The following is a 25,740-nucleotide window of genomic DNA, read 5'->3' on the forward strand; positions in this document are numbered from 1 at the left end:
ATTACGCGGCGACGTCGGCGCTCTCTTCCTCGATTTTGAGCAGCCAGCCGGTGACCGCTTCCCAGTACTGCTGCTCTTTTTCCAGGTCCAGCAGGACCAGCGCGTTCTGGCTGAACCAGTCGTGCGGGAAGCTCAGCGTCCAGTGGTGATCGTCGGTTTTCAGCTTCAGCGTCGGCGGTGTGGTGGTGGCCTGACGCTGATTATTCAGCAGCACGCCCAGGCGCAGCAGCTGAATAAGCGGCAGGAACTGCTTTTTCTTGAACAGCGTGAAGCGCGGCAGATCGTCGAGCTTGATGGCTTTGCGGTGATAGCGCACCAGCGTCGCCATCATGGTTTGCTGTTCCTGGTTGAAGCCAGGGAGATCGCTGTTTTGCAGAATATAGGCCGAATGGCGGTGCATCCCGCTGTGGTTGATGTTCAGCCCCACCTCGTGCAGCATCGCGGCCCACTTCAGCAGGGCGGCAAGCTGCGGGTGCGCCAGCTTGGGGTTCTGCTCCTGCCACTGCTCGTACATCTGCACCGTGGTTTCCAGCACGCGCTTCGCCTGCTCGCGGTCGATGTTGTACTGGTTGGCCAGGCTCTGCGCGGTGCGGCTGCGAATGTCCTGATGACGGAAGCGGCCTTCCATCTCGTACAGCACGCCCTCACGCAGCGCGCCGTCGGAGAGGCGCAGCTCTTTAATCGCCAGGGCGTCAAACACGCCGCAGAGAATAGCCAGGCCCGGCACGAAAACTGCCTTACGCTCGTCGGAAAGCCCCGGCAGGCTTAGGGCGTCAAAACTTTTATGCTTCAGCACCTCTTCGGTCAGCAACGTCAGGCGTTCAGGCGTGATAAAGCCGTCTTTTTCACCCATCGCCAGCAGCACTTCATGCGCCGCCTTGATGGTGCCCGACGCGCCCAGCGCCACGTTCCAGCCCTGAATGCGGTACTGCCAGGCCAGATTCTCCAGCTTCTGGATCGCAGCCATTTTTGCCCGCTGGAAGTTCTCACGGGTGATGGTACCGCCCGGGAAGTACATCTGCGCGAAGCTGACGCAGCCCATGCGACGGCTCTCCACCAGGCGCGGCTCAAAGTCTTCGCCGATCACCAGCTCCGTTGAGCCGCCGCCGATGTCGATCACCAGCTTGCGCCCTTTTTCCGGCTGGGTGTGCTCCACGCCCATGAATATCAGACGCGCCTCCTCGTTACCGGAGATGATCTCAATCGGGTAGGGGATCACTTTTTCGGCCCGCTTGAGGAACTCCGGCGCGTTCAGCGCCTGGCGCAGCGTGTGGGTGCCCACGATGCACACGCTGGAGGGCGAGAAGCCCTGCAGGCGTTCAGCAAACAGCGACAGGCAGTTGAGGCCGCGCTCCATCGCCTCTTCGCTGAGCATGCTGCGCTCATCAAGCCCATCCGCCAGGTGTACGCGCTGCTTCAGACGACCGATGATCTGCAGCGCGCCATCCACCTCACGGGCGATGACCATGTGAAAACTGTTAGAGCCAAGATCGACCGCGGCGTATTCCTGCGGGCGTGGGGTCTTATCATTTATCGGCATAGGTTAATCGGGTTGCTCGAGTGATTTGATATAGTCGTAAATCGCCAGCTGTGACCGCACTTTACGGCGGTTGCCGCGCGGTACGTAGCGGTTACTGAGTTCTTTGTCGATATAGCGCGCCTTCACCGTATCGCTGAACAGGATCTCGATAATGTCGAGGATACGCTGTTTCAGACGCGGATCCAGCAGCGGCGTCGCGACTTCAATTCGATAGTCAATATTGCGCGTCATCCAGTCTGCTGAAGAGAGATAGACCTGTTTATCACCCGCATTATCGAAAATATAGACCCGATCGTGCTCCAGGTAGCGGTCAACAATGCTGATAACGCGAATATTGTCGCTAATGCCTTCCAGTTCCGGGATAAGCGAACACATGCCGCGGATCAGCAGGTTAACCGGTACGCCGGAGCTGGACGCGGCATACAGCCTGTCCACCAGTCCTTTATCGACCAGGTTGTTAAGCTTCAGCGTGATGCCGGACGACAAGCCTTTCTGGGCATTGGCGATCTCTTTATCGATCATATCGTACAGCAGGCGGCGCGAGTTCTGCGGCGAGACCAGCAGATAGTCAAAGCTCACCGGGCGGTATGGGTTTTCGATAAAGTTAAAGACCCGGCGCACCTCGTTGGTGATGCGCGCGTCGGCGGTCAGCAGCGAATAGTCGGTGTAAATCCGCGCGGTTTTTTCGTTAAAGTTCCCGGTGCCGATGTGGGCGTAGCGCACCACGTCGTCGCCCTCTTTACGCGAGATCAGGAACAGCTTGGCGTGAATTTTCAGCCCCGGCGCGGAGAAGATCACGTGCACGCCCGCTTCCGTCAGGCGGCGCGCCCAGTGGATGTTCGCCTCTTCGTCGAAGCGCGCCTGCAGCTCAACCACCACGGTCACTTTTTTGCCGTTGTGCGCCGCGTGGATCATCGCGTCGATGATGCGGGAATCTTTTGCCACGCGGTAGATGTTGATTTTGATCGCCAGCACGTTCGGGTCGAACGACGCCTGACGCAGCAGCTCCAGCACGTGTTCAAACGTGTGGTACGGGTAGTAGAGCAGCACGTCGCGTTCGCGAATGGCGTCGAACCCGTTGCGGAACTTATCGAACCAGATATGACGCAGGCGCGGCAGCGGCTTGTTCACCAGATTGGCTTTGCCGACGTTCGGGAAGCCAATGAAGTCTTTAAAGTTGTGGTAACGGCCACCCGGCACGATGGAGTCATAGCGCGAAATGGTCAGCTTCTCGCGCAGCATCTCCACCATGGCGTCCGGCATATCGCGCTGATAGACAAAACGCACCGGTTCGGCCGTCAGGCGCTGTTTCAGGCTGGAGGACATCAGCTCCATCAGGCTGGCTTCCATCTCGTGCACCAGGTCATATTCGGCGTCACGGGTCATTTTCATCGAGTAGGCGTTTAACGCATCGTAATCGAAGAAGCCTTTGAAAATGTCGTCCAGACAGTAGCGGAGGATGTTATCCAGAAGGATCATCGGCTTGCGTCTGCGCGGGGTTTCCGGCGGCAGGTTCACAAAGCGCGGCACCTTGTCGGACGGGATCTCCAGCAGGGCGTAACGGATGGATTCACCGCGAATAATTTCCACCGCCAGGTAGGTGTAGTCATCCTTCAGGAACTGCACCAGATCGGTTTCGCGGTTGATGAGAATCGGGGTAATGTGCTGGCGCAGGTACTGTTTAAAGTAGTGGCGCAGCCAGTTTTGTTGGTTAACGGAAAGCTGACGTTCGTTAATCAGGAAGATTTGATTGCGCGCCATCTCCAGCAGCAGTTCGTTATAAAGGCCGTCAAATTCCTGATCGGCTTTCAACACGCGGGACTGGATTTTGCCCAGCAGATGCCGCGAGTGCGAGTTTAAGCCCTGTTCTTCGCTGATGATGATCCGTCTTTTCAGCTCGGCAAAGCGAACCTTGTAGAACTCATCCAGGTTGTTGGAATAAATGCCTAAAAAACGCATGCGTTCGATCAGCGGGTTACTTTTGTCTGCCGCTTCCTGGAGTACACGTTCGTTAAATGCTAACCAGCTTAGCTCTTTCTCGATATATAACTTTTCCTGACCCATTACAGCTCACACTCCAGTTCAATCACAGGACGTGGTAAATCCGTCTCGTCCTTATTATGGCGAGCATTTCCACGATATGTCCAACAGTGCCAGAAAAGTATGACAGTTATTTTTTTTGTTGGGGAATTTAGCGGGTTGGGGGAGGGAATATCGGGTAAGCGGAGCGCCACCCGACATAGCAAACTACTCTTCGGCCGCATAACCCTGCGGGGGTAACTTCACGCCGTCCAGCCAGGCCGCGCCGTCGCGCATCGCCAGACGCCCGTCGACAAACCAGCTTACCACCAGCGGGTAAATGGCGTGTTCCTGAGCCTGCACGCGTTCGGTCACGTCGTCTTCGTTGTCGCCGTCAAAGACCGGGACTTTCGCCTGCAGGATCACCGGGCCGCCGTCCAGCTCGTCGGTCACGAAATGGACGGAGGTGCCGTGTTCCTCGTCGCCGTTTTCCAGCACCTGTCGATGGGTGTGCAGGCCGGGATATTTTGGCAGCAGGGAAGGGTGAATATTCAGCAGACGACCGGCGTAATGTTCGACGAAGGCCGGGCTCAGAATACGCATATAGCCCGCCAGCACCACCACGTCCGGCGCGTAGGCGTCAATCTCCTGCACCAGCTCGCGGTCAAAGGCTTCACGTCCGGCGAACTGACTGGCTTCCAGCGCGTGCGCAGGAATGTTCGCTTCCCGCGCGCGCTCAAGGCCGAACGCGTCGGCCTTGTTGCTGAAAACTGCCCGAATGGTGCCATTGATTTTCTTCTGTTTGCAGGCGTCTATGATTGCCTGCAAATTGCTTCCGTTGCCGGAAATAAGCACCACGATGTTTTTCATTCAATGACCACACGCTGTTCGGAATCGGAGGCTTTAATCGTACCGATTTTCCACGCGTTTTCACCTTTTTCGGTCAGCAGCTTAACCGCTTTATCCGCTTCACTTGCGGGCAGGGCGATAACCATGCCCACGCCGCAGTTGAAGGTGCGGTACATTTCGTGAGAGCTCACGTTGCCTGCGGTCTGCAGCCAGTTGAAAACGGCTGGCCACTGCCATGAGGATTCGTCGATCACCGCCTGAGTGTTGTCCGGCAGCACGCGCGGAATGTTTTCCCAGAAGCCGCCGCCGGTCAGGTGGGCAATGGCGTGAACGTCAACGTTTTCGATCAGCTCCAGCAAGTTCTTCACGTAGATGCGGGTTGGGGCCAGCAGGTGGTCGGCCAGCGGTTTGCCGTCCAGCTCGGTGGTCAGCGGGTCGCAGCCGCTCACTTCGAGAATTTTACGCACCAGAGAGTAGCCGTTAGAGTGCGGGCCGCTGGAGGCCAGCGCGATCAGCACATCGCCATCGGCCACTTTGCTGCCGTCGATAATTTCTGATTTTTCTACTACGCCGACGCAGAAGCCCGCGACGTCATAATCTTCGCCGTGGTACATGCCCGGCATTTCAGCGGTTTCACCGCCCACCAGCGCACAGCCGGACTGCAGACAGCCTTCGGCGATACCGTTAATAACGCTGGCTGCGGTATCCACATCCAGTTTGCCGGTCGCGTAGTAATCGAGGAAGAACAGCGGCTCTGCGCCCTGAACCACCAGGTCGTTCACACACATCGCGACCAGATCGATACCGATCGTGTCGTGACGTTTTAAATCCATCGCCAGGCGCAGCTTGGTGCCTACACCGTCAGTACCCGAGACCAGAACAGGTTCACGATATTTTTGCGGCAGCGCGCACAGTGCGCCGAATCCACCCAGACCACCCATCACTTCCGGGCGGCGGGTTTTCTTCACCACACCTTTGATTCGGTCAACCAGCGCATTACCTGCGTCAATATCAACACCGGCATCTTTGTAGCTGAGAGAAGTTTTGTTGGTCACGGCTTAAATCCCCACGCGATTGCATAGCTAGTAAGAAAAATCGGCGCAATTCTAACAGTCCAGGCAAACGTTTGCGAGCCTATTCTGGACGTGGGGATCTTTTTTTCTGTATAGCCCGTAAATGCAGCCAAACTTGACTCCGTTCACGAAAATGAAACCGGTTTCGGCGATCTGCTTGCAACGAATATCCCCTTTGCACATCATCGAACTGAAACCGGTTTCTGTAATTGTTTTTGCAGAAAATAACGCAGAATGAGGGAAAGCGAATGTCAGGATTTAAAGCAGATTTTCTGTGGGGTGGGGCCGTTGCGGCGCACCAGCTTGAGGGCGGCTGGAAAGAGGGCGGCAAGGGCGTAAGCGTTGCCGACGTTATGACGGCGGGGGCGCACGGCGTGCCGCGTGAAATCACCAACGGCGTGCTGGAGGGGAAAAATTACCCTAACCATGAGGCCATCGACTTCTACCACCGCTATAAAGAAGACATCAAACTCTTTGCCGAGATGGGGTTCAAATGCTTCCGTACCTCCATCGCCTGGACGCGTATCTTCCCGAAAGGCGACGAGCTTGAGCCGAACGAGGCGGGCCTGAAATTCTATGACGATCTGTTCGACGAATGCCTGAAGTACGGCATCGAACCGGTTATTACGCTTTCCCACTTTGAGATGCCGTTCCACCTGGTGACGGAATACGGCGGCTGGCGCAACCGTAAGCTGATCGATTTCTTTGTCCGCTTTGCGAAGGTCGTTTTTGAGCGCTACCAGCACAAAGTGAAGTACTGGATGACCTTTAACGAGATCAATAACCAGGCCAACTTCCACGAAGACTTTGCGCCGTTTACCAACTCCGGGCTGAAGTACGCGCCGGGTGAAGACCGCGAGCCGGTGATGTTCCAGGCCGCGCACTACGAGCTGGTGGCCAGCGCCCTGGCGGTGAAGGCGGGGCGCGAGATTAACCCGTCGCTGCAGATCGGCTGCATGATTGCCATGTGTCCTATCTATCCGCTGACCTGCGCGCCGGACGACGTGATGATGGCGATGAACGCCATGCACCGCCGCTACTGGTTTACCGACGTTCACGTGCGCGGCAAGTATCCGCAGCATCTGCTCAACTACTTCGAACGTCGCGGCTTCGCGCTGGATATTACCGAAGAAGATAAAGCCGCGCTGAAGCAGGGCTGCGTGGATTACATCGGCTTCAGCTATTACATGTCCTTTACCACCAAAGCGACGGCGGACAACCCGCAGCTGGACTACGACGAGAGCAAGAGCCTGGTCTCCAACCCTTACGTGCAGAAATCCGACTGGGGCTGGCAGATTGATCCGGTCGGGCTGCGCTACTCCCTGAACTGGTTCTGGGATCACTACCAGCTGCCGCTGTTTATCGTTGAGAACGGCTTTGGCGCAATCGACGTGCAGGAGAGCGACGGCACGGTGAACGACCAGTACCGCATCGACTACCTTTCCGCGCACATCCGCGAGATGAAAAAAGCGGTGGTGGAAGACGGCGTGGATCTGATGGGCTACACCCCGTGGGGCTGTATCGACCTGGTGTCTGCCGGAACCGGCGAAATGAAAAAACGCTACGGCTTTATCTTTGTGGATAAAGACAACGAAGGAAACGGCACCCTGAACCGCAGCAAGAAGAAATCGTTCGACTGGTATAAGCAGGTGATTGCGAGCAACGGCGAGCAGCTATAATTGCTCGGTGGCACCCCGCACCCAAGCCGGAGGCTCGCCTCCGGTTTTTTTTGTCTCTAAATCACTTTGCTTGATATACGTCAAGCAAGTTGGGTATGGCGCAATCCGAAAAAAGCGGTATAATCCCGCGATTTTTTTGCGGATGCCACCTCAGAGGAGAAAGAGAATGAAGATTGTGGAAGTGAAACACCCACTCGTTAAACACAAGTTGGGCCTGATGCGTGAGCATGACATCAGCACGAAGCGTTTTCGCGAACTGGCTTCTGAAGTGGGCAGCCTGCTGACCTACGAAGCAACCTCTGATCTGGAAACAGAAAAAGTGACCATCGAAGGCTGGAACGGCCCGGTGCAGGTTGAGCAGATCAAAGGTAAGAAAATTACCGTGGTGCCTATCCTGCGTGCCGGCCTTGGCATGATGGAAGGCGTGCTGGAGCACGTACCGAGCGCGCGCATCAGCGTGGTCGGTATCTACCGTAACGAAGAGACGCTGGAGCCGGTACCTTACTTCCAGAAGCTGGTCTCTAACATCGACGAGCGTATGGCGCTGGTGGTTGACCCAATGCTGGCAACCGGCGGTTCAATGATCGCCACCATCGACCTGCTGAAAAAAGCGGGCTGCAGCAGCATTAAGGTGCTGGTTCTGGTGGCGGCACCGGAAGGGATCGCGGCGCTGGAAAAAGCGCACCCGGACGTTGAGCTGTACACCGCGTCTATCGACCAGGGGCTGAACGAGCACGGGTACATCATCCCGGGGCTCGGCGATGCCGGCGATAAGATCTTTGGTACGAAATAATCGAATAACGATAAATAAGCCGACTTTGATAGTCGGCTTTTTTTTGAATAAAACACCAACAACAATACTACACAGAGGAAAACACTATGACGCGCCGTGCTATCGGGGTGAGTGAAAGACCGCCGCTTTTACAGACTATCCCGCTTAGTTTGCAGCACCTGTTCGCCATGTTTGGCGCAACCGTGCTGGTGCCAATCCTGTTTCACATTAACCCGGCTACCGTGCTGCTGTTCAACGGCATCGGTACGCTGCTGTACCTCTTTATCTGTAAAGGCAAAATCCCGGCGTATCTCGGGTCGAGCTTTGCCTTTATCTCTCCGGTATTATTGCTGCTGCCGCTGGGTTATGAGGTCGCGCTGGGCGGCTTTATCATGTGCGGCGTGCTGTTCTGCATCGTTTCCTTCATCGTGAAGAAAGCGGGTACCGGCTGGCTGGACGTGATGTTCCCGCCTGCGGCGATGGGGGCCATCGTTGCCGTTATCGGTCTTGAACTGGCGGGCGTGGCGGCGAATATGGCCGGCCTGCTGCCTGCGGACGGCCAGTCACCGGATTCCAAAACCATCATTATCTCGCTGGTAACCCTGGGCGTGACGGTGTTTGGCTCCGTGCTGTTCCGCGGCTTTATGGCGATTATCCCGATCCTGATCGGCGTGCTGGCGGGCTATGCGCTCTCCTTCGTCATGGGCGTGGTGGATACCACTCCGATTGCTCAGGCACCCTGGTTCGCGCTGCCAACCATCTACACCCCGCGCTTTGAATGGTTTGCTATTTTCACCATTCTGCCTGCCGCGCTGGTGGTGATTGCCGAGCACGTTGGCCACCTGGTGGTGACGGCGAACATCATTAAGCGCGACCTGATCCGCGACCCGGGGCTGCACCGCTCCATGTTTGCCAACGGCTTCTCGACCATCATCTCCGGATTCTTCGGCTCCACGCCAAACACCACCTACGGTGAAAACATCGGCGTGATGGCGATTACCCGCGTCTACAGCACCTGGGTTATCGGCGGCGCGGCGATCATCGCCATTCTGCTCTCCTGCGTGGGCAAGCTGGCGGCAGCGATCCAGATTATCCCTGTCCCGGTAATGGGCGGCGTTTCCCTGCTGCTGTACGGGGTGATCGGGGCGTCCGGTATTCGCGTGCTGATTGAATCCAAAGTGGATTACAGCAAGGCGCAGAACCTGATCCTGACCTCCGTTATCCTGATCATCGGCGTGAGCGGCGCGAAGGTGCACATCGGCGCGGCCGAGCTGAAGGGCATGGCGCTGGCGACCATCGTCGGCGTGGGCCTGAGCCTGATTTTCAAGCTGATCTCGGTGATCCGCCCGGAAGAGGTGGTGCTGGACGCTGACGAAAGCGAAAAAGCGCCACATTGATCTTCATGCCGGGCGAAGGATCGCCCGGTTCTCTCCCGGCTGGTTCCGTGATAAACTCATCGCCGATTTTATGTAAGATCTCTGGTTGAGGTATTTCTGAACGGACCGGCACAGCTCTCTCTGCCACTTTATCTCCCTGACGACGAAACTTTCGCGAGTTTCTGGCCGGGTGATAACCCCTCTTTACTGGCTGCACTGCAAAACGTGCTGCGCCAGGATCACAGCGGATACATCTATATCTGGTCACGCGAAGGCGCGGGGCGCAGCCACCTGCTGCATGCTGCCTGCGCGGAGCTTTCGGCGCGCGGTGACGCGGTAGGCTATGTGCCGCTGGATAAACGTACCTGGTTCGTGCCTGAAGTGCTGGAGGGAATGGAACATCTCTCGCTGGTCTGCATCGATAATATCGAATGCGTGGCGGGGGACGAGCCGTGGGAAATGGCGATCTTTAACCTCTACAACCGCATCCTGGAGTCGGGCAAAACCCGGCTGCTGATCACCGGCGATCGTCCACCGCGCCAGCTCAATCTGGGGCTGCCGGATCTGGCGTCCCGTCTGGACTGGGGGCAAATCTACAAGCTCCAGCCGCTGTCGGATGAAGACAAACTGCAGGCGCTACAGCTGCGCGCAAAGCAGCGCGGCTTTGAGCTGCCGGAAGACGTGGGCCGTTTCCTGCTCAAGCGTCTGGACCGCGAAATGCGCACGCTGTTTGATACGCTCGATCAGCTCGATCGCGCCTCCATTACTGCCCAGCGCAAGCTGACCATTCCGTTTGTGAAAGACATTCTTAAGCTTTGAGTTTTTGCCCGGTGGCGGCTAAAGATCCCCCATCAGGTGCTCAACCAAAAGCGGAATCGGTCTGCCCGACGCCACGCTCCTGCCGCTCTCTCGCCACAGCGCCGTGCCGCTGATATCCAGATGCGCCCACGGGATCGTCTGCGGGCAAAAGTGGTGCAGCAGCCACGCCGCCGAGGCGCTGATTGCCGCGTTGTTGGTCGGCGTGTTGCACAGATCGGCAATCGCGCTGTCGGTCTGCTTTTTCAGCCGCGCATCCAGCGGGAGGGACCACACTTCGTCGCCGCTCCGCTTACCCGCCTGCGTCAGCGCGGCGCGCAGCGGCTCGTCCTGGGTCATCAGCCCGCTCAGCTCATACCCCAGCGCCTTCACTACCGCACCGGTTAAGGTCGCCATATCAATGATATAGCGCGCCTGCGGATGGCGCTGGCTGGCCCAGGCGATGGCGTCCGCGAGCACCAGTCGGCCTTCGGCATCGGTGTTGTTGATTTCAACCGTCATGCCGTTACAGGCCGTTGCCACCGTGCCGGGCTGCATGGCGTCCGGGCCGATGGCGTTTTCCGCCAGCGCCAGCACGCCCATGATGCGCACGGGCAGCGCCAGCCCTGCGGCGGTCAGCATCAGCCCCAGCACGTTGGCTGCGCCGCACATGTCGTATTTCATGGTGTACATGCCCGCGCCTTCCTTCAGCCACAGGCCGCCGGTATCAAACGTAATGCCTTTACCTACGTAGCAGCGCACTGGGCCGTCAGATGCACCGTCGTAATGAATAGCCAGCAGACGTGGCGGGCAGGTCGCCCCTTTGCCGACGGCGTGCAGCAGCCCCAGCCCCTGCTCAACGATTTGCTCTTCATTCAATACGTCACAGCGCAGGGTGGGGAAGGCAGAACACAGTTTTTGCGCCTCTTCGACGACAAACTGCGGCGTGCAGCGGTCGGAAGGGATATCCGCCAGGCGTCGCGCCGCGACCATGCCGTGGGCGATGGCCTGCTGATGGCGGAAGATCGTTTCCAGCTTTTCCTGCTGCTCCGGCAGGCAGAGGGCGGTGATGCGCTTAATACGGACGCCCTCACTGGTTTTCTTCAGCTGTAAATCGCTCAGCCTGTGCGCCTGATTAAAAAGAAAACGCAGCACCTGGGCCAGCACGACGTCGTCAATATCTGTTGCGTCCAGCACGATATCTGCGCTGGCGGGAGAGGCAATCAGCGGTCGCAGGGCGGCAAGCAGGCCTTCAGTGAGCGCGTCATGCCAGAGCGCGTCCGGCAGCAGGGTGATGCGCTCAAAAGGGGCGCAGCCAAAGCGGGTGTCCGCGATGCCGTCAGACTCGCGCATTTCGGCAACAAGCGCGGTTTGCGGCAACTGCGCGCAGGAGACGCGGGCGATTAAATGGCTTTGCGGCTTCGCGTCAGAAAGCGCGGTGATTAACTGATACGCGATCATTTTGACTCCTCAATCGGCGCGCGGATCCGCGCGGCATAGGCCTGCATCCACTCTTCGTCCACGGCGTGATAGTGCGTTTTCTCCCGCAGGCGCTCGGTACGAAAAACGGTGAGCGGCTGACGGGCCGTCGCCACCACAAACGAGAAGGTTTTGATGTTGGTGGCGGCGCCAAATTCGCCCCTGTTATTCATGCACACTACGGAGAGATCGCCCACGCGACCAAAGCGCGACATCAGCTTGTCTTCCAGCTCGAACACCACGGAGTCTGCCGCCTGCTGCGGGGTCATACCCTGCGCCATCCGGCGGACGATTTCGTAGCTGGTGCAGCCTTTCATCAGATCTTCACCGACGCCCGTAGCGGTGGCCGCGCCGGTTTCGCTGTCGCAGTAAAAGCCGGAGCCGATAATCGGCGAATCCCCAATGCGGCCGCGTTTTTTCATAAACAGGCCGCTGGTGGAGGTGGCAACGCTCATCGAACCCTGCTTATCGAGGCCGATAATGCCGACGGTGTCGTGTCCGTCGTACGGGCTTAAGCCTTTATCCAGCGTCTCGCGGCAGCGCTTGCGGTAGTGCTGCATGGCCCGTTCGGTGAGCATGGTTTTGTCGACAAAGCCCTGGCTTAGCGCCCATTCCCGCGCGCCCTGGCCGACCAGCAGGCTGTTGTAGCGCTGGCGGCTGAGCGCGTGCGCCACGCGCACCGGGTTGGCGATATCCACCAGGTTCCCCACGGCACCGAACGCCAGCGTGTCGCCGTCCATGTATGCCGCGTCCAGCTCGACTTCGCCGTTTTCGGTAGGCAGCCCGCCGTAGCCGACGGATTTATACAGCGGAAAGTCTTCGACGGCGGCGACGGCATCAACCACCGCCGTAGCGACCGGCTTTCCCGCCGCCAGGGCAGACGCAGATTCCGTTACCCCTTCAAGCGCCATTCGCCAGGTTGCGATAATTCCCCACATGCTTTACTCCTGTTTTGCAAGGGTGGTGTCGGTTTGCGTAACGGTGGCAATTTCCGCCGCGCGGTACTGTTTGTCCACGATACGCATGAAGGGCAGATACAGCATGGCGCCGATCAGCAGGTTGATCAGCTGCATCACGCTGCCGCTCAGGTGCCCGGTGACGATAAAACCGCTGATCACCGGCGGCAGCGTCCAGGGGATAAACACCCCGGTGGTGACGGCGACCGCGCCAACTTTCATCGCTGCATACTGCACGGTGACCAGCACCAGCGGCACCAGGTTGAACGGGATGAGCATGATCGGGTTCATGATCACCGGCAGGCCAAACAGAATCGGCTCGTTGATGTTAAACACCGACGCCCCGGCGCCGAGACGCGCCACTTCGCGCATGTTTTTACTGCGGGCGAAAATCAGCATCGCAATCACCAGCGACAGCGTGGCCCCCGCGCCGCCCATCCAGATCATGTCAAAAAACTGCTCGGTGATGATGTGCGGCGGCGTTGTGCCGGCCTGAATCGCGGCGATGTTGTCCGTCTGGTTTTCCATCCACAGCGGACGAATGATGCCGTTAATCATCGAGCCGGAGTTAATGCCCACGGACCAGAGAATGGTGATGCTGAAGACGGTCATCAGCGCGCCAAAGTAGGAGGTGCCGTAGTGGCGCACCGGCGTGGCAACCACTTCATAAATAAACTGATGGATGGTGCTGTAGTGGGTGTTTTCGAAGACGATGCGGATACCCAGCACCAGAATCATCACCAGCAGGGCCGGGATCAGCGCCGCGAACGACTCCTGCACCGCAGGCGGCACGCCGTCCGGCATTTTAATCACCAGATTTTTGCGCTTCAGCCAGCAGAACAGCTCCGTCCAGAACAGCGAGCCGATCATCGCCACGAACAATCCTTTGCTGCCAATCCACTCCACCGGCATCACGGTAATACCGCCGTTTTCCGCCACCTTAATAAACGGGGTCAGGATCAGAAACGCCACCAGCGCCAGGATGCCGCAGGAGATGCGGTCCTCGCCGTAGTGTTCCGCCAGGCGGAAGGCGACCAGGAAGCTGATGAACAGCGACATGGTGGAGAACACCGCGTTGAACGGGATTTCAATAATCGCGCTCCAGCTCTCACCAAAGGCCTGAGACATAAACTGCTGATAGGTTTGGTTCGGGAATGAGGAGATCACCAGCAGGATGGAGCCGACGATGATAAACGGCATGAATGAAACGTAGGCGCCGCGTATGGCCCCGAGATGACGCTGCTGGGCCGTTTTCGCCGCCAGGGGCATCAGTTTTGCTTCAAGAAATCCCAGAACATTGTTCATTGTGAACTCCGTACAAGATTGAGTGGCATGGTTTATGTTATGTCTGAGGATTATCAGTGAAGCGCGGCGAGCGAAAGGTGAAATCGGTCACAAAGCAATCGCTCGCGTTATATAAATCTCATATGATTAGTTAACGGAATTGTTGCGATGGAAATTAAACTGCATGCCAATGCGACTACCACGCCGCGTATCCGCCGCTATCTTCAACAGTCGGATAAAAGCGACAGAGAGCTTGCCGTTGAGCTGGGGATCTCGGTCACGACCGTCAGACGCTGGCGCAACCGCGACCAGGTTTCGGATAACCACACCACGCCAAAAGTGATATACAAAGCGTTGAGACAGGAGCAGGTTGCGCTGGTGAATGCGCTGCGCGACATCTCAGGGGCGCCGCTGGATGAACTGCTGCAGATGGTTAACGACGTGCTGGGGATCCGCGTTTCGCGGGCAACGCTGAGCCGCTATCTCAAGCCGGCCCCCGCGAAACACAAGGGGACTTCATTGCAGGGTAAAAAGGCGCTGAAGGCAGGCATCATGCCGCACACGCTGATGCTGCATCATCTGCCTTTGTCGTTGCACATGGACGATGGGGGTGAACAGCACCTGCTCTGGGCGCGCGAACCGGTAAGCGGCTGGTGTCATGCCCGGCTCTATGCGGGACTTTCGCCCCAGTTGCTCAATACCTGGACGCGGGCGCTGCTGGATGCCTGTCCGGCTGATATACAATCTCTTGAGACTTTTGGTTTTGAACTGACGGATCCTGCAAAAGATGTGGCGGTAAAAACGCATCCCCAAAAATACAATGCGCTTCAGGTGGCGGTGCCATTACGTGATGTTATTCCTCGCGTGAATGATGAACCGGCGGGAGAGGTGTTGATCGCGCTGTGCGAATTCTATAACCGGGGCAAAACGCAGAAAAAGCTGGGAGAGAGTACGCCGCAGGCGTTTCTGGAAGCGCTGCGGCGTAGGGACTAGAGGATTTCGAGCACATCTTCCGGCGGACGGCCAATGCGCGCCTTGCCGTTCGCCACCACAATCGGGCGCTCAATCAGCTTTGGATTGTCGACCATCGCCTGTACCAGCTCAGCCTCGGTGAGGCGGCCGTCATCCAGATTAAGCGATTTATACAGATCCTCTTTCTGACGCATCAGTTCACGCGCGCTGCCCATCCCCAGCATGTGCAGCAGCTCGCGGATCGTCTGCGCGTCCGGCGGCGTCTCCAGATACAGCACCACTTCCGGGTCGATGCCGTTAGACTTCAGCAGGCTGAGCGTGTCGCGGCTCTTGGAGCAGCGAGGGTTATGGTAAATTTTTACCGCGTCTGTCATGACTTCTCCTTTTATTACATCTTCTCGTACGGCTTAAAGCGTTGTTGCAGGCCGCGCAGCTGGTCGATGCGCGCATCGTAGCGGGCCTGCTGCAGGCTGCCGAGCTTCACCTGCGAGCTGGCGCTGCTTAGCAGGGAAATAGCCTGATCGAGGCGACCCGCCAGCGCCAGCCCTTCAGCACGCGCGGCCAGCTCCTGATCGCGGTTACCCAGTTGCCCCTGCGCCTGAGCGAGCAGCTCCCAGCCGTTCTGGTCGTCTTTATTGTTAAACGTGTAGCGGTTCAGAATGGTCACGGCCTGCGCGGGCTGACCGCCCTGCAGGTAAGCGTTCGCCAGGTTAAGCTGCAGCACCGGGTTGGTCCGTATGTCTTTCGCCCCTTTCAGGCGGTTAATCGCATCGGTGGCTTTCTTCTGCCCCAGATCGATATCCGTTGAGAGATCGAGATACCACGGATTGTTCGGGTCGGCTGCCAGCAGCGGCTGCAGCGCTTTACGCGCTTCGTCATATTTGCTGGCTTCCATCGCCTGTAGCGCCTGACCATACTGCGCGGCGTTTTTTTCCCGCACGTTGCCTTTCGCCAGGGTATCCAGCAGATCGCTGGTGAGCTGGTTACGCCCGGAGTTGTACATGCCGAGCGTTCTCACTTTCGCCATGTAGAAGTCCTGTGACGACTGCACGACCACCGGGCGCATCTGATTGGCACGGTTGCGCGCATCCGATAAACGGCTTTCCGGCAGCGGGTGGGTGAGCAAAATTTCCGGCGGACGGGAAGAGTAACGTGCCTGATCGAGCAGTTTTTCCAGGAAGCTCGGCATGGCCTGCGGGTCGAAGCCGGAGCGCTGTAAAACCTGAATGCCGATGCGGTCCGCCTCCTGTTCGTTTTGCTGGGTGAAGCTGATCATCCCCTGACGCGTTCCCGCCAGCGTACCGGTCAGGGCCGCCATCCCGGCCTGCGGGCTGGCCATCGCCAGCAGAATAGAGCCCAGCGCGCCCACCCAGGTCAGCGGGGCGTTACGCTTCTGGTCTTCCATCGCACGCGCGAGGTGGCGCTGGGTGACGTGCGAAATTTCGTGCGCCATTACCGAGGCCAGCTGGCTTTCGTTGTCTGAATAACGGAATAACGCCGAATGCAGCACCACGTTCCCGCCAAAGAAGGCGAAGGCGTTGATTTCGTCGTTATTAATTAAATAGAAGTGGAAGGGCGTTTTTACCGAGTCGGCGTGCGCCACCAGGCGCATCCCCAGCCCGTTAATGTACTGCACCAGCAAAGGGTCGTTGATCAGCGGGGCGCTGCCGCGCAGCTGGCGCACATAGTAATCACCCATCTGCATCTCTTGCCCGATAGAGAGCGTGCTTCCTGCCGTGGTGCCCATGTCCGGCAATGAATCGGACGAGTCAGCGAAAGCGGGCAACACCTGACCGACCGTCACTGCGGCAATCAGTGTTGCAACCAGTGTTTTTCTCAACTGCCTGAACATAACCACTGTCCTGTATGTTGGAGGTGCTAATTTGACCGATGAACCGGCATATCGTTCATCTCTGCTGCCCTGCGAGTGTAGCCGTGTTACCGCATGAAGAAAATCCCATTCATCAGGCTTTTGCGGATTGTGACAGGGATACAAAAAGCGAAAGTCTTTTTTGTGACAATTAGATACAATTCATCGTCTCACTCCCGCCAATCGATTCAGGGAAGGGTTGTATGCTCGAAATGTTAATGCAGTGGTACCGGCGTCGGTTCAGTGACCCGGAAGCCATTGCTTTGCTGGTTATTCTGGTTGCCGGGTTCGGTATTCTGTTCTTCTTCAGCGGCCTTCTCGCCCCTCTGCTGGTGGCGATTGTGCTGGCGTACCTGCTGGAGTGGCCAACGGCGCGTCTGGAACATATCGGCTGTTCACGCCGCTGGGCGACCAGCATCGTCCTGGTGCTGTTTGTCGGCATTCTGCTGCTGATGGCATTCGTGGTGATGCCGGTTGCCTGGCAGCAGGGGATTTACCTGATCCGCGATATGCCCGGCATGTTGAACAAGCTGTCTGATTTCGCCGCCACGCTGCCGCGTCGTTACCCCGCGCTGATGGATGCGGGGATCATAGATGCGATGGCCGAAAACATGCGCGCCCGCATCATGACGATGGGCGACTCGGTGGTGAAATACTCTCTGGCCTCGCTTGTGGGGCTGCTCACCCTGGCCGTCTATCTTGTGCTCGTGCCGCTGATGGTGTTCTTCCTGGTCAAGGACAAAGAGCAGATGCTTAACGCGGTACGCCGCGTGCTGCCGCGCAATCGCGGCCTGGCCGGGCAGGTCTGGGAAGAGATGAACCAGCAGATCACCAACTACATTCGCGGCAAGGTGCTGGAGATGATTGTGGTCGGTGTCGCGACCTGGATTGGCTTCCTCATCTTCGGCCTGAACTACTCGCTGCTGCTGGCGGTGCTGGTCGGATTTTCGGTGCTCATTCCCTACATCGGTGCCTTTGTGGTGACCATTCCGGTGGTGGGCGTTGCGCTGTTCCAGTTTGGTCTGGGTACGGAGTTCTGGAGCTGCTTTGCGGTATACCTCATTATTCAGGCGCTGGACGGTAACCTGCTGGTGCCGGTGCTGTTCTCCGAAGCGGTGAACCTGCATCCGCTGGTGATTATCTTATCCGTGGTGATTTTCGGCGGGCTGTGGGGGTTCTGGGGCGTGTTCTTTGCCATTCCGCTGGCGACGCTGATTAAAGCGGTGGTGCACGCGTGGCCGGATGTGCCAGCGGTGGAAGAGAAGTAGATTTTGTGCGGCCTGACGCCCTCACCCCGGCCCTCTCCTATGGGGAGAGGGAGAAAACACTAAAACGGCAACTGGGTTGCCGTTTTGCTGTTTATCAGGCGCTTGCTTTCAGCCAGTTCAACACCACGTCGTGGTGGTTGCTGGTTTTGAAGTCGTCAAACACATGCTCAACTTTACCGTCAGCGTCAATCAGGAAGCTGATGCGGTGAATGCCGTCGTAGGTTTTACCCATAAAGGTCTTTTCACCCCAGACGCCGAACTGCTCGCATACCTGGTGGTCTTCGTCGGAAAGCAGCGTGAAGTTCAGCAGCTCCTTTTCCGCAAATCGTGACAACTTTTCTGGTTTATCCGTGCTGATTCCCAGCACTTCCACGCCGACTTTCTTCAACTCGTCCATGTTGTCGCGTAAGCCGCAGGCCTGAACGGTGCAGCCGGGGGTCATGGCTTTCGGGTAGAAATAGACCAGAACACGCTGTCCCTGGAAGTCGGTCAAATTTACTTGCTCGCCGTCTTGATCCGGTAAGCTAAATTTCGGTGCGATGTCACCGGCTTTCAGTGGATTCATTACTCAACTCCATCCTGTTCGTGCTGCGAATAATTGACGACGCTTATACTGCCCTGCGCGTTTAATTCTGTACAGAGGGCTTTGAACGCTTGCTCGATATTTGACGCATCCTGCGAGGCAGGGCTGTGTGCGGTAATTTGAATAAAGAGCGTGGGAACGGTGCTTTCGTCGCCCGGCTGCGTGCGGGAGACGAGTTCGGCAATGTTCATCTGATGGCTGTCGAACAGCGCGGTAAAGCGCTCAATCAGATGCGGAGAATCAGGGACTTCAACCTGCACCCAGACGGTCGCGGGCATGGCCGGACGCGGGCGCGCGGTGGTGCGCTTCATGACGATCAGCAAATCCAGCTCCGCGCCTTTCAGCGGCAGGGTGGATTCGATAAGGGTAATGGCATTCCATGTTCCGGACAGCAGCATGATAAACGTGAACTCTTCGCCGAGCATCGCCAGGCGGCTGTCTTCGATATTACAGCCGCAGCTGCTCACGTGACGGGTGATGGTGTTCACGATACCCGGCCTGTCGGCACCCAGCGCGGTGATAACCAGGTAATGTTGTGATGAGGTTGTCAAACCTGTTCTTCCTTTGCATGGTTAAGTCTTCCTAAGGAAAGCATAAAAAAAACATGCATACAACCGCCTGAGCGCCTCAGGTCGCTTGCTTTTATTACAGTTCCAAACGTAACATTGAGGCTCTTGTTCGCACAGAGGATGGCTCATGTTCACGGGAAGTATTGTCGCGCTTGTTACACCGATGGATGAAAAAGGTAATGTCTGCCGGTCAAGCATGAAGAAGCTCATTGATTACCATGTCGCCAACGGAACCTCGGCGATCGTTTCGGTAGGGACTACCGGTGAATCCGCAACGCTGAGCCACGAAGAGCACGGCGATGTGGTTATGCTGACCCTGGAACTGGCTGACGGACGTATTCCGGTCATTGCGGGGACAGGCGCTAATGCGACCGCAGAAGCGATCAGCCTGACCAAACGTTTTAACGACAGCGGCATCGTGGGCTGTCTGACGGTAACCCCTTACTACAACCGTCCTACTCAGGAAGGTTTGTTCCAGCACTTCAAAGCCATCGCTGAACATACTGACTTGCCACAAATTCTGTATAATGTGCCGTCCCGTACCGGCTGCGATATGCTGCCGGAAACCGTTGGTCGTCTCTCGGAAGTAAAAAATATTATCGGTATTAAAGAGGCGACGGGGAACTTAAGCCGCGTTCATCAGATCAAAGAGCTGGTTTCAGACGACTTTATCCTGTTGAGTGGTGATGATGCGACCTCGCTGGACTTTATGCAGCTTGGTGGTCATGGCGTGATCTCCGTAACGGCAAACGTTGCGGCGCGCGATATGGCTGAAATGTGCAAACTGGCCGCCGCCGGTCACTATGATGAAGCGCGTGTCATTAATCAGCGTCTGATGCCGTTGCACAATAAATTATTTGTCGAACCCAATCCGATCCCAGTGAAATGGGCGTGTAAGGAGTTGGGGCTTGTAGCATCCGATACGCTGCGTTTGCCAATGACACCGATTACCGACCACGGTCGCGACATCGTCAGGGCAGCGCTGAAGCATGCCGGTTTGCTGTAAAGTTTAGGGAGATTTGATGGCTTATTCAGTACAGAAGTCGCGCCTGGCGAAGGTTGCGAGTGTTTCGCTTGTTATGCTGCTCGCTGCCTGTAGTTCAGACTCGCGCTACAAGCGCCAGGTGAGCGGTGATGAATCCTATCTGGATGCGACCCCGCTTGCTGAACTTCATGCACCGGCTGGTATGATCCTACCGATTCAAAACGGCGATTATAATATTCCCGTGACCAACGGTAGCGGTCTGGTCGGTAAAGCGCTTGATATTCGTCCGCCAGCACAGCCTCTGGCGCTGGTAAGCGGGGCGCGTACCCAGTTCACCGGTGATACGGCGTCTCTGCTGGTTGAAAGCGCGCGCGGAAGCAATCTGTGGCCACAGGTCGTCAGCGTTATTCAGGCGAAGAATTACACCATTGATAAACGCGATGACGCCAGCCAGACGTTAACCACCGACTGGATCGAGTGGAACCGTCTTGATGAAGATCAGCAGTACCGTGGACGCTATCAGGTCTCCGTAAAACCACAGGGTTACCAGCAGGCGGTTAACGTTAAGCTGTTGAACCTGCAGCAGGCGGGTAAACCGGTTGCGGATGCCGCCTCTATGCAGCGTTACAGCACTGAAATGCTGAACGTGATTGCGGCAGGTCTGGATAAGACCGCTACCGATGCCGCCAACGCCGCGCAGAACCGTAACGGCGTCACTTACGACGTTCAGAGCGGCGCGGATGATACCGGCCTGCCAATGCTGGTGGTGCGTGCACCATTTAACCAGACCTGGCAGCGTCTGCCAGCGACGCTGGAAAAAGTGGGCATGAAAGTGACCGACAGCACCCGTTCAACCGGCAGCATGACGGCAACCTATAAGCCGCTGTCCGACAGCGCGTGGCAGGAGCTGGGCGCCAAAGATCCTCAGCTTGCCTCCGGTGACTATAAGATTCAGGTAGGCGACCTTGATAACCGCAGCAGCCTGCAGTTTATCGATCCAAAAGGTCACACGCTGACCCAGGCGCAGAACGATGCGCTGGTCGCTGTCTTCCAGGCAGCATTCAGCAAATAAATACGAGGGCGGGTTAATCCCGCCCTTTTTATTTTCGTGCTACGCAAACGTGTGCGTGGCATAATATACCCAGTTTTGAACACAAATTATCACACCAGGAGTAATGAAGATGCAGAAGCAAGCTGAGTTGTATCGTGGCAAAGCGAAGACCGTATACAGCACGGAGAACCCGGATCTGTTGGTGCTCGAGTTCCGCAATGATACGTCAGCAGGGGATGGCGCACGCATTGAGCAGTTCGATCGTAAAGGCATGGTGAACAACAAGTTCAACCACTTCATTATGACCAAACTGGCCGAGGCGGGTATTCCGACCCAGATGGAAGCGTTGCTGTCCGATACGGAATGTCTGGTGAAAAAACTGGATATGGTTCCGGTTGAGTGCGTGATTCGTAACCGTGCGGCAGGCTCCCTGGTGAAGCGTCTGGGCATTGAAGAAGGTATCGAACTGAATCCACCGCTGTTCGACCTGTTCCTGAAAAACGATGCCATGCACGACCCGATGGTCAACGAATCCTACTGCGAAACCTTCGGCTGGGTGAGCAAAGAGAACCTGGCGCGCATGCAGGAACTGACCTACAAAGCCAACGACGTGCTGAAAAAGCTGTTTGATGACGCGGGCCTGATCCTCGTCGACTTCAAGCTGGAGTTTGGTCTGTTCAAAGGCGAAGTGGTGCTGGGCGACGAGTTTTCCCCGGACGGCAGCCGCCTGTGGGATAAAGAAACCCTGGATAAAATGGACAAAGACCGTTTCCGTCAGAGCCTGGGTGGCCTGATTGAAGCGTACGAGGCGGTAGCTCACCGTTTAGGCGTTAAGCTCGACTAAGTCCCTCTGTTGCCAAAGGATGTTCGCATCCTTTGGCGTCTTACCTTTGTTTCCTATGGTAATCTTGCCGTTAACCGCCTACGATCATAGCTATTATTAATGGAATAGTTCGAGGTGGTTATGCGCTGGCAAGGGCGTCGTGAAAGTGACAATGTAGAAGACAGACGCGGTGATGGTGGCGGCGGTCCTTCAATGGGCGGGCCCGGCTTCCGCTTACCCAGCGGCAAGGGCGGTATCATCCTGCTGATTGTGGTGCTGGTTGCGGGCTATTATGGCGTCGATCTCACCGGCCTGATGACCGGTCAACCGCTGCAACAGCAGCAACATTCTCAGCGCTCCATCAGCCCGAATGAAGATGAAGCGGCCAAATTTACCTCCGTTATTCTCGCCACAACTGAAGACACCTGGAGTCAGCAGTTCGAGAAGATGGGGCGCACCTACCAGCAGCCGAAGCTGGTGATGTACCGGGGCGCAACCCGCACCGGATGCGGCACCGGGCAATCGGTGATGGGGCCGTTCTACTGCCCGGCAGACGGCACCGTCTATATCGATCTCTCCTTTTACGATGACATGAAACGCAAGCTTGGCGCTGACGGTGATTTTGCCCAGGGCTACGTTATCGCGCATGAAGTCGGCCATCACGTGCAAAAGCTGCTGGGGATTGAGCCCAAAGTGCGCCAGCTTCAGCAGAATGCGTCTCAGGCCGAAGTGAACCGCCTTTCCGTCAAAATGGAGCTGCAGGCGGACTGCTTCGCGGGCGTCTGGGGCCACAGCATGCAGCAGCAGGGCGTGCTGGAATCCGGCGATCTTGAAGAGGCGTTAAACGCGGCTGAGGCCATCGGCGACGACCGTTTGCAGCAGCAGAGCCAGGGGCATGTCGTGCCGGACAGTTTCACTCACGGTACGTCACAGCAGCGCTACAGCTGGTTCAAGCGCGGCTTTGACAGCGGCGATCCGGCCCAGTGTAATACCTTCGGCAAAGCCATGTGATGGTGTCGTTTGAACATCTGACGCGCGGGCTTGAGCGTACCGGGCACCGCCGTCTGGTGGTGCTTACTGGCGATGAACAGTGGACGTTGAGCCAGGCGGCTGGCCTGCGTGATGCCTTGCCGGGAGACTGGCCGTGGCTGGAGGAAAATCCCTCAAAAGCCGTTAGCGGGCTGCTGGGACGTGAATACCGGCACGCCGTTTTTGACGCGCGCGCGGGGTTTGATGTTTCAGCCTTTGCCGCGCTCAGCGGGACGCTGCGCGCCGGAAGCCTGCTGGTGCTGCTGGTGCCACCTCTCGCTGACTGGGCCGACAGGCCCGACGGCGATTCCGTGCGCTGGAGCGACAGCGCGGAGCCGATCGCCACCCCGCGCTTCGTCCACCATTTTTGCCGAACGCTTGCCGCCGATGCGGATGCGATCGTCTGGCAACAGCATTCTCCTCTCTCTCTTCCCGCTGCGCCGGATTCACCCGCCTGGCAGCCCGCCAGCGGCGAGCCGCAGCGCGAGCAGGCGGAGATCCTCGACGCGCTTCTGGCCATGCCTGCGGGCGTCGCTGCCGTGACGGCACCGCGGGGACGCGGAAAGTCAGCCCTGGCAGGCATGCTGCTCAATAGCATTCAGGGGAGTGCGGTGGTCACTGCACCGGCCAAAGGAGCGACTGATGTCATTGCGCGCTTCGCCGGCGAGCGTTTTCATTTTATGGCCCCGGATGCGCTGCTGGCCTCCACGACGGAAGCCGACTGGCTGATTGTTGATGAAGCCGCCGCTATCCCCGGCCCGCTGCTGGACAGGCTGGTGGCGCGCTTTCCCCGCGTACTGCTCACCACCACCGTTCAGGGTTATGAAGGCACGGGCAGGGGGTTTCTGCTCAAGTTCTGCGCCCGGTTCAGCGGGCTGCGGCGCTATACCTTATCCACCCCCATTCGCTGGGCGCCCGGGTGTCCGCTTGAGCGGATAGTGGCGAATACGCTGCTGTTTGACGATGCGCTTATCGACCGCAAACCGGAAGGTGACGTGCGTATACGGTCGCTGGAGCCGCGGATGTGGGAGAGCGACCCGGCACGCGTGGCAAGCGTGTATGAACTGCTGTGTGCCGCGCATTATCGCACCTCACCCCTCGATTTACGCCGGATGATGGACGCCCCCGGCCAGCACTTTGCGGTTGCACACGCGGGTGCGGATATCTCGGGCGCGCTCTGGCTGGTGGAAGAGGGGGGATTGCCCCCTGAGCTGAGTCGCGCGGTGTGGGCGGGCTTTCGTCGTCCACGCGGGAACCTTGTGGCGCAGTCGCTGGCGGCGCACGGTGGCTCGCCACTCGCGGCGACGCTGAAAGGCCGACGAATCAGCCGCATTGCGGTGCATCCCCACCGGCAACGGGAGGGCATCGGCCAGCGGCTTATTCGCGGCGCCAGCGGTGAAGATTATCTCTCGGTCAGTTTTGGCTATACCGACGAGCTGTGGCGTTTCTGGCGGCAGTGCGGTTTTGTGCTGGTGCGAATGGGCAGCCATCGGGAGGCCAGCAGCGGGTGCTACACGGCGATGGCCTTACTGCCGCTGAGCGAGGCCGGGCACCGCCTGTGCGCGCAGGAGCACCAGCGCCTGTGTCGCGATATGCGCGTTCTTTCGGCCTGGAATGGCGAAAAGATCCCGGTGACCGATGCCTGGGAAGCTACCCTTAATAGTGACGACTGGCTGGAGCTGGCGGGGTTTGCCTTTGCGCACCGGGCGTTTTCAACCTCGGCTGCCGCGCTGACGCGGCTGGTGCTAACCACAGACATGCCGCTCCCGGCGCTGCGCGGGAAAATCGAGGGAAAGACGGACGAGATGGGACGAAAAGCGCTGCTGGCTAAGCTGCGGAGTGAAACCGCACAGGCGCTCGAGAGCCTTGATTATTCCCGCTGCCAGCAGTTGAAAGCAGACATTTTGCAATGGCAATTTTTTCAATGACTTCTTCAGTAAAGTGGCATGGTCATTACCCCGCAGAGGCGTAAAATCCTGCTCATCAATTAAGGAGACCGCCATGAAACACGACCATTTTGTTGTTCAAAGCCCGGACAAACCGGCTAAACAGTTACTGCTCCTGTTTCATGGCGTGGGCGATAATGCCGTCAACATGGGACAGATTGGCCGCTGGTTTGCGCCCGTTTTTCCGCAAGCATTGATTGTCAGCATCGGCGGCGTAGAGCCGTGCGGCCCAGACGGACGGCAGTGGTTCCCGGTTCAGGGCGTGACGGAAGAGAACCGTCAGGCGCGCATTGATGCAGTCATGCCCACGTTTATCGACATCGTGCGCTACTGGCAGCAGCTGAGCGGCGTAGGCGCTGACGCAACGGCGCTGATCGGCTTCTCTCAGGGGTCAATCATGTCGCTGGAAAGCGTAAAAGCGCAGCCGGGTCTGGCTTCACGCGTCATCGCGTTTAACGGGCGCTATGCGACGCTGCCGACAAGCGCGACCACGCAGACCACCATCCATCTCATTCACGGCGGCGAAGACCGGGTGATTGAGCTTTCGCATGCGGTAGCTGCCCAGGAAGCGCTGGTGCGCGAAGGCGGGGATGTGACGTTGGATATTGTGGACGATCTGGGCCATGCGATTGACGACCGCAGCATGCAGTTTGCGCTCGACCATCTGCGCTATACCGTGCCGAAGCACTACTTTGATGAAGCGCTCAGCGGCGGCAAGCCGAATGATGATGATATTGTAGAGTTTATATAAACAATTTCCCCCTCACCCTAACCCTCTCCCCAAAGGGGAGAGGGAACATGGCCCCCCTCGCCCCTTTGGGG

At 57.7% G+C, this 25,740-nt stretch carries 23 protein-coding genes; 12 read left to right on the forward strand and 11 right to left on the reverse strand.

The features are described from left to right. Nucleotide 1 precedes the first annotated feature (1 nt). The 4 genes from ppx to purM form a co-directional block, all read right to left on the reverse strand. A complete protein-coding gene (gene ppx / locus USG84_RS19505) occupies nt 2-1,540 on the reverse strand; it encodes an exopolyphosphatase (protein ID WP_061097421.1) in 1,539 nt (512 codons plus the stop codon). Nucleotides 1,541-1,543: 3 nt separating this feature from the next. Beyond that, a complete protein-coding gene (gene ppk1, locus USG84_RS19510) occupies nt 1,544-3,604 on the reverse strand; it encodes a polyphosphate kinase 1 (RefSeq protein ID WP_028014033.1) in 2,061 nt (686 codons plus the stop codon). Between the two features lie 183 nt (nt 3,605-3,787). After that, nucleotides 3,788-4,429 carry a phosphoribosylglycinamide formyltransferase gene (gene purN / locus USG84_RS19515; RefSeq protein ID WP_061097422.1) on the reverse strand — a complete coding sequence of 214 codons (642 nt, stop codon included), beginning with the start codon at nt 4,427-4,429 and terminating at the stop codon, nt 3,788-3,790. Next, on the reverse strand, nt 4,426-5,463 hold the full coding sequence (gene purM / locus USG84_RS19520; protein WP_151414095.1) for a phosphoribosylformylglycinamidine cyclo-ligase: 1,038 nt from the start codon (nt 5,461-5,463) through the stop codon (nt 4,426-4,428). Before purM ends, purN begins: the two co-directional genes overlap by 4 nt. Nucleotides 5,464-5,729: 266 nt before the next feature. Here purM and USG84_RS19525 point away from each other — a divergent pair, with 266 nt between their 5' ends. The 4 genes from USG84_RS19525 to USG84_RS19540 all read left to right on the forward strand — a co-directional run bounded on the left by USG84_RS19525 (nt 5,730) and on the right by USG84_RS19540 (nt 10,127). Next, complete coding sequence (locus tag USG84_RS19525; RefSeq protein WP_151414094.1) at nt 5,730-7,160, forward strand: 6-phospho-beta-glucosidase; 1,431 nt, start codon at nt 5,730-5,732, stop codon at nt 7,158-7,160. A gap of 166 nt (nt 7,161-7,326) precedes the next feature. After that, on the forward strand, nt 7,327-7,953 hold the full coding sequence (gene upp, locus USG84_RS19530) for a uracil phosphoribosyltransferase (RefSeq protein WP_008501641.1): 627 nt from the start codon (nt 7,327-7,329) through the stop codon (nt 7,951-7,953). Between the two features lie 86 nt (nt 7,954-8,039). Further along, nucleotides 8,040-9,329, forward strand: a complete 1,290-nt coding sequence (gene uraA, locus USG84_RS19535) for a uracil permease (protein WP_061097424.1) — start codon at nt 8,040-8,042, stop codon at nt 9,327-9,329. A gap of 96 nt (nt 9,330-9,425) precedes the next feature. After that, entirely contained in the window at nt 9,426-10,127 is a 702-nt protein-coding gene (locus USG84_RS19540; RefSeq protein ID WP_211438414.1) for a DnaA inactivator Hda, read from the forward strand. Between the two features lie 18 nt (nt 10,128-10,145). Here USG84_RS19540 and USG84_RS19545 read toward each other — a convergent pair whose 3' ends face one another. The 3 genes from USG84_RS19545 to celB are packed head-to-tail and all read right to left on the reverse strand — an operon-like array spanning nt 10,146 to nt 13,843. Further along, complete coding sequence (locus tag USG84_RS19545) at nt 10,146-11,564, reverse strand: leucyl aminopeptidase family protein (RefSeq protein WP_151414093.1); 1,419 nt, start codon at nt 11,562-11,564, stop codon at nt 10,146-10,148. Then, nucleotides 11,561-12,520, reverse strand: coding sequence for a N(4)-(beta-N-acetylglucosaminyl)-L-asparaginase (locus tag USG84_RS19550; protein ID WP_320738430.1), 960 nt, complete (start codon nt 12,518-12,520; stop codon nt 11,561-11,563). The genes USG84_RS19545 and USG84_RS19550 overlap by 4 nt, the downstream gene beginning before the upstream one ends. 3 nt (nt 12,521-12,523) lie before the next feature. Next, on the reverse strand, nt 12,524-13,843 hold the full coding sequence (gene celB / locus USG84_RS19555; RefSeq protein ID WP_151414092.1) for a PTS cellobiose transporter subunit IIC: 1,320 nt from the start codon (nt 13,841-13,843) through the stop codon (nt 12,524-12,526). 147 nt (nt 13,844-13,990) lie between these two features. On the opposite strand from celB, the gene USG84_RS19560 reads away from it, so the two are divergent. Continuing rightward, entirely contained in the window at nt 13,991-14,815 is an 825-nt protein-coding gene (locus tag USG84_RS19560; protein WP_253542933.1) for an XRE family transcriptional regulator, read from the forward strand. Here USG84_RS19560 and arsC read toward each other — a convergent pair. Continuing rightward, nucleotides 14,812-15,168, reverse strand: a complete 357-nt coding sequence (gene arsC, locus USG84_RS19565) for an arsenate reductase (glutaredoxin) (RefSeq protein ID WP_151414091.1) — start codon at nt 15,166-15,168, stop codon at nt 14,812-14,814. The genes USG84_RS19560 and arsC overlap by 4 nt on opposite strands. A 14-nt stretch (nt 15,169-15,182) precedes the next feature. Beyond that, entirely contained in the window at nt 15,183-16,646 is a 1,464-nt protein-coding gene (gene bepA / locus USG84_RS19570; RefSeq protein WP_041908772.1) for a beta-barrel assembly-enhancing protease, read from the reverse strand. Between the two features lie 221 nt (nt 16,647-16,867). Between bepA and USG84_RS19575 the strand changes: the two genes are divergently transcribed. Then, nucleotides 16,868-17,932, forward strand: a complete 1,065-nt coding sequence (locus USG84_RS19575; RefSeq protein ID WP_061097430.1) for an AI-2E family transporter — start codon at nt 16,868-16,870, stop codon at nt 17,930-17,932. 94 nt (nt 17,933-18,026) lie between these two features. Here USG84_RS19575 and bcp read toward each other — a convergent pair whose 3' ends face one another. Both bcp and USG84_RS19585 read right to left on the reverse strand, forming a co-directional pair. Continuing rightward, nucleotides 18,027-18,497 carry a thioredoxin-dependent thiol peroxidase gene (gene bcp, locus USG84_RS19580; RefSeq protein ID WP_032659360.1) on the reverse strand — a complete coding sequence of 157 codons (471 nt, stop codon included), beginning with the start codon at nt 18,495-18,497 and terminating at the stop codon, nt 18,027-18,029. Next, entirely contained in the window at nt 18,497-19,066 is a 570-nt protein-coding gene (locus tag USG84_RS19585; RefSeq protein ID WP_028014022.1) for a glycine cleavage system transcriptional repressor, read from the reverse strand. The genes bcp and USG84_RS19585 overlap by 1 nt, the downstream gene beginning before the upstream one ends. Before the next feature lie 145 nt (nt 19,067-19,211). Between USG84_RS19585 and dapA the strand changes: the two genes are divergently transcribed. The 6 genes from dapA (at nt 19,212) to ypfH (ending at nt 25,669) form a co-directional block, all read left to right on the forward strand. Beyond that, on the forward strand, nt 19,212-20,090 hold the full coding sequence (gene dapA, locus USG84_RS19590; RefSeq protein WP_061097432.1) for a 4-hydroxy-tetrahydrodipicolinate synthase: 879 nt from the start codon (nt 19,212-19,214) through the stop codon (nt 20,088-20,090). A gap of 16 nt (nt 20,091-20,106) precedes the next feature. Then, on the forward strand, nt 20,107-21,141 hold the full coding sequence (bamC, locus tag USG84_RS19595; RefSeq protein ID WP_151414090.1) for an outer membrane protein assembly factor BamC: 1,035 nt from the start codon (nt 20,107-20,109) through the stop codon (nt 21,139-21,141). Nucleotides 21,142-21,250: 109 nt separating this feature from the next. Beyond that, nucleotides 21,251-21,964, forward strand: coding sequence for a phosphoribosylaminoimidazolesuccinocarboxamide synthase (gene purC, locus USG84_RS19600; protein WP_023332985.1), 714 nt, complete (start codon nt 21,251-21,253; stop codon nt 21,962-21,964). Nucleotides 21,965-22,084: 120 nt separating this feature from the next. Then, a complete protein-coding gene (locus USG84_RS19605) occupies nt 22,085-22,954 on the forward strand; it encodes a neutral zinc metallopeptidase (RefSeq protein WP_151414089.1) in 870 nt (289 codons plus the stop codon). Next, nucleotides 22,954-24,900 (forward strand): tRNA(Met) cytidine acetyltransferase TmcA, encoded by a 1,947-nt coding sequence (locus tag USG84_RS19610; protein WP_320738431.1) that lies wholly within the window; start codon nt 22,954-22,956, stop codon nt 24,898-24,900. The genes USG84_RS19605 and USG84_RS19610 overlap by 1 nt, the downstream gene beginning before the upstream one ends. 73 nt (nt 24,901-24,973) lie before the next feature. Further along, nucleotides 24,974-25,669: an esterase gene (gene ypfH / locus USG84_RS19615; protein ID WP_151414088.1), complete on the forward strand. Its 696-nt coding sequence runs from the start codon at nt 24,974-24,976 to the stop codon at nt 25,667-25,669. The last annotated feature ends 71 nt before the right edge of the window (nt 25,670-25,740 follow it).

Source organism: Enterobacter sp. 168J2 (assembly GCF_034107265.1).
GTDB lineage: Bacteria > Pseudomonadota > Gammaproteobacteria > Enterobacterales > Enterobacteriaceae > Enterobacter > Enterobacter nematophilus.

Bases quoted from the DNA above. Each gene is read 5' to 3' on its own strand.
- ypfH (WP_151414088.1), top strand. From the start codon at position 24,974: ATGAAACACGACCATTTTGTTGTTCAAAGCCCGGACAAACCGGCTAAA.
- USG84_RS19550 (WP_320738430.1), bottom strand. From the start codon at position 12,520: ATGTGGGGAATTATCGCAACCTGGCGAATGGCGCTTGAAGGGGTAACG.
- purC (WP_023332985.1), top strand. From the start codon at position 21,251: ATGCAGAAGCAAGCTGAGTTGTATCGTGGCAAAGCGAAGACCGTATAC.
- USG84_RS19605 (WP_151414089.1), top strand. From the start codon at position 22,085: ATGCGCTGGCAAGGGCGTCGTGAAAGTGACAATGTAGAAGACAGACGC.
- bcp (WP_032659360.1), bottom strand. From the start codon at position 18,497: ATGAATCCACTGAAAGCCGGTGACATCGCACCGAAATTTAGCTTACCG.
- bepA (WP_041908772.1), bottom strand. From the start codon at position 16,646: ATGTTCAGGCAGTTGAGAAAAACACTGGTTGCAACACTGATTGCCGCA.
- ppx (WP_061097421.1), bottom strand. From the start codon at position 1,540: ATGCCGATAAATGATAAGACCCCACGCCCGCAGGAATACGCCGCGGTC.
- USG84_RS19545 (WP_151414093.1), bottom strand. From the start codon at position 11,564: ATGATCGCGTATCAGTTAATCACCGCGCTTTCTGACGCGAAGCCGCAA.
- dapA (WP_061097432.1), top strand. From the start codon at position 19,212: ATGTTCACGGGAAGTATTGTCGCGCTTGTTACACCGATGGATGAAAAA.
- celB (WP_151414092.1), bottom strand. From the start codon at position 13,843: ATGAACAATGTTCTGGGATTTCTTGAAGCAAAACTGATGCCCCTGGCG.
- USG84_RS19560 (WP_253542933.1), top strand. From the start codon at position 13,991: ATGGAAATTAAACTGCATGCCAATGCGACTACCACGCCGCGTATCCGC.
- bamC (WP_151414090.1), top strand. From the start codon at position 20,107: ATGGCTTATTCAGTACAGAAGTCGCGCCTGGCGAAGGTTGCGAGTGTT.
- purN (WP_061097422.1), bottom strand. From the start codon at position 4,429: ATGAAAAACATCGTGGTGCTTATTTCCGGCAACGGAAGCAATTTGCAG.
- USG84_RS19610 (WP_320738431.1), top strand. From the start codon at position 22,954: ATGGTGTCGTTTGAACATCTGACGCGCGGGCTTGAGCGTACCGGGCAC.
- uraA (WP_061097424.1), top strand. From the start codon at position 8,040: ATGACGCGCCGTGCTATCGGGGTGAGTGAAAGACCGCCGCTTTTACAG.
- upp (WP_008501641.1), top strand. From the start codon at position 7,327: ATGAAGATTGTGGAAGTGAAACACCCACTCGTTAAACACAAGTTGGGC.
- ppk1 (WP_028014033.1), bottom strand. From the start codon at position 3,604: ATGGGTCAGGAAAAGTTATATATCGAGAAAGAGCTAAGCTGGTTAGCA.
- USG84_RS19575 (WP_061097430.1), top strand. From the start codon at position 16,868: ATGCTCGAAATGTTAATGCAGTGGTACCGGCGTCGGTTCAGTGACCCG.
- arsC (WP_151414091.1), bottom strand. From the start codon at position 15,168: ATGACAGACGCGGTAAAAATTTACCATAACCCTCGCTGCTCCAAGAGC.
- USG84_RS19525 (WP_151414094.1), top strand. From the start codon at position 5,730: ATGTCAGGATTTAAAGCAGATTTTCTGTGGGGTGGGGCCGTTGCGGCG.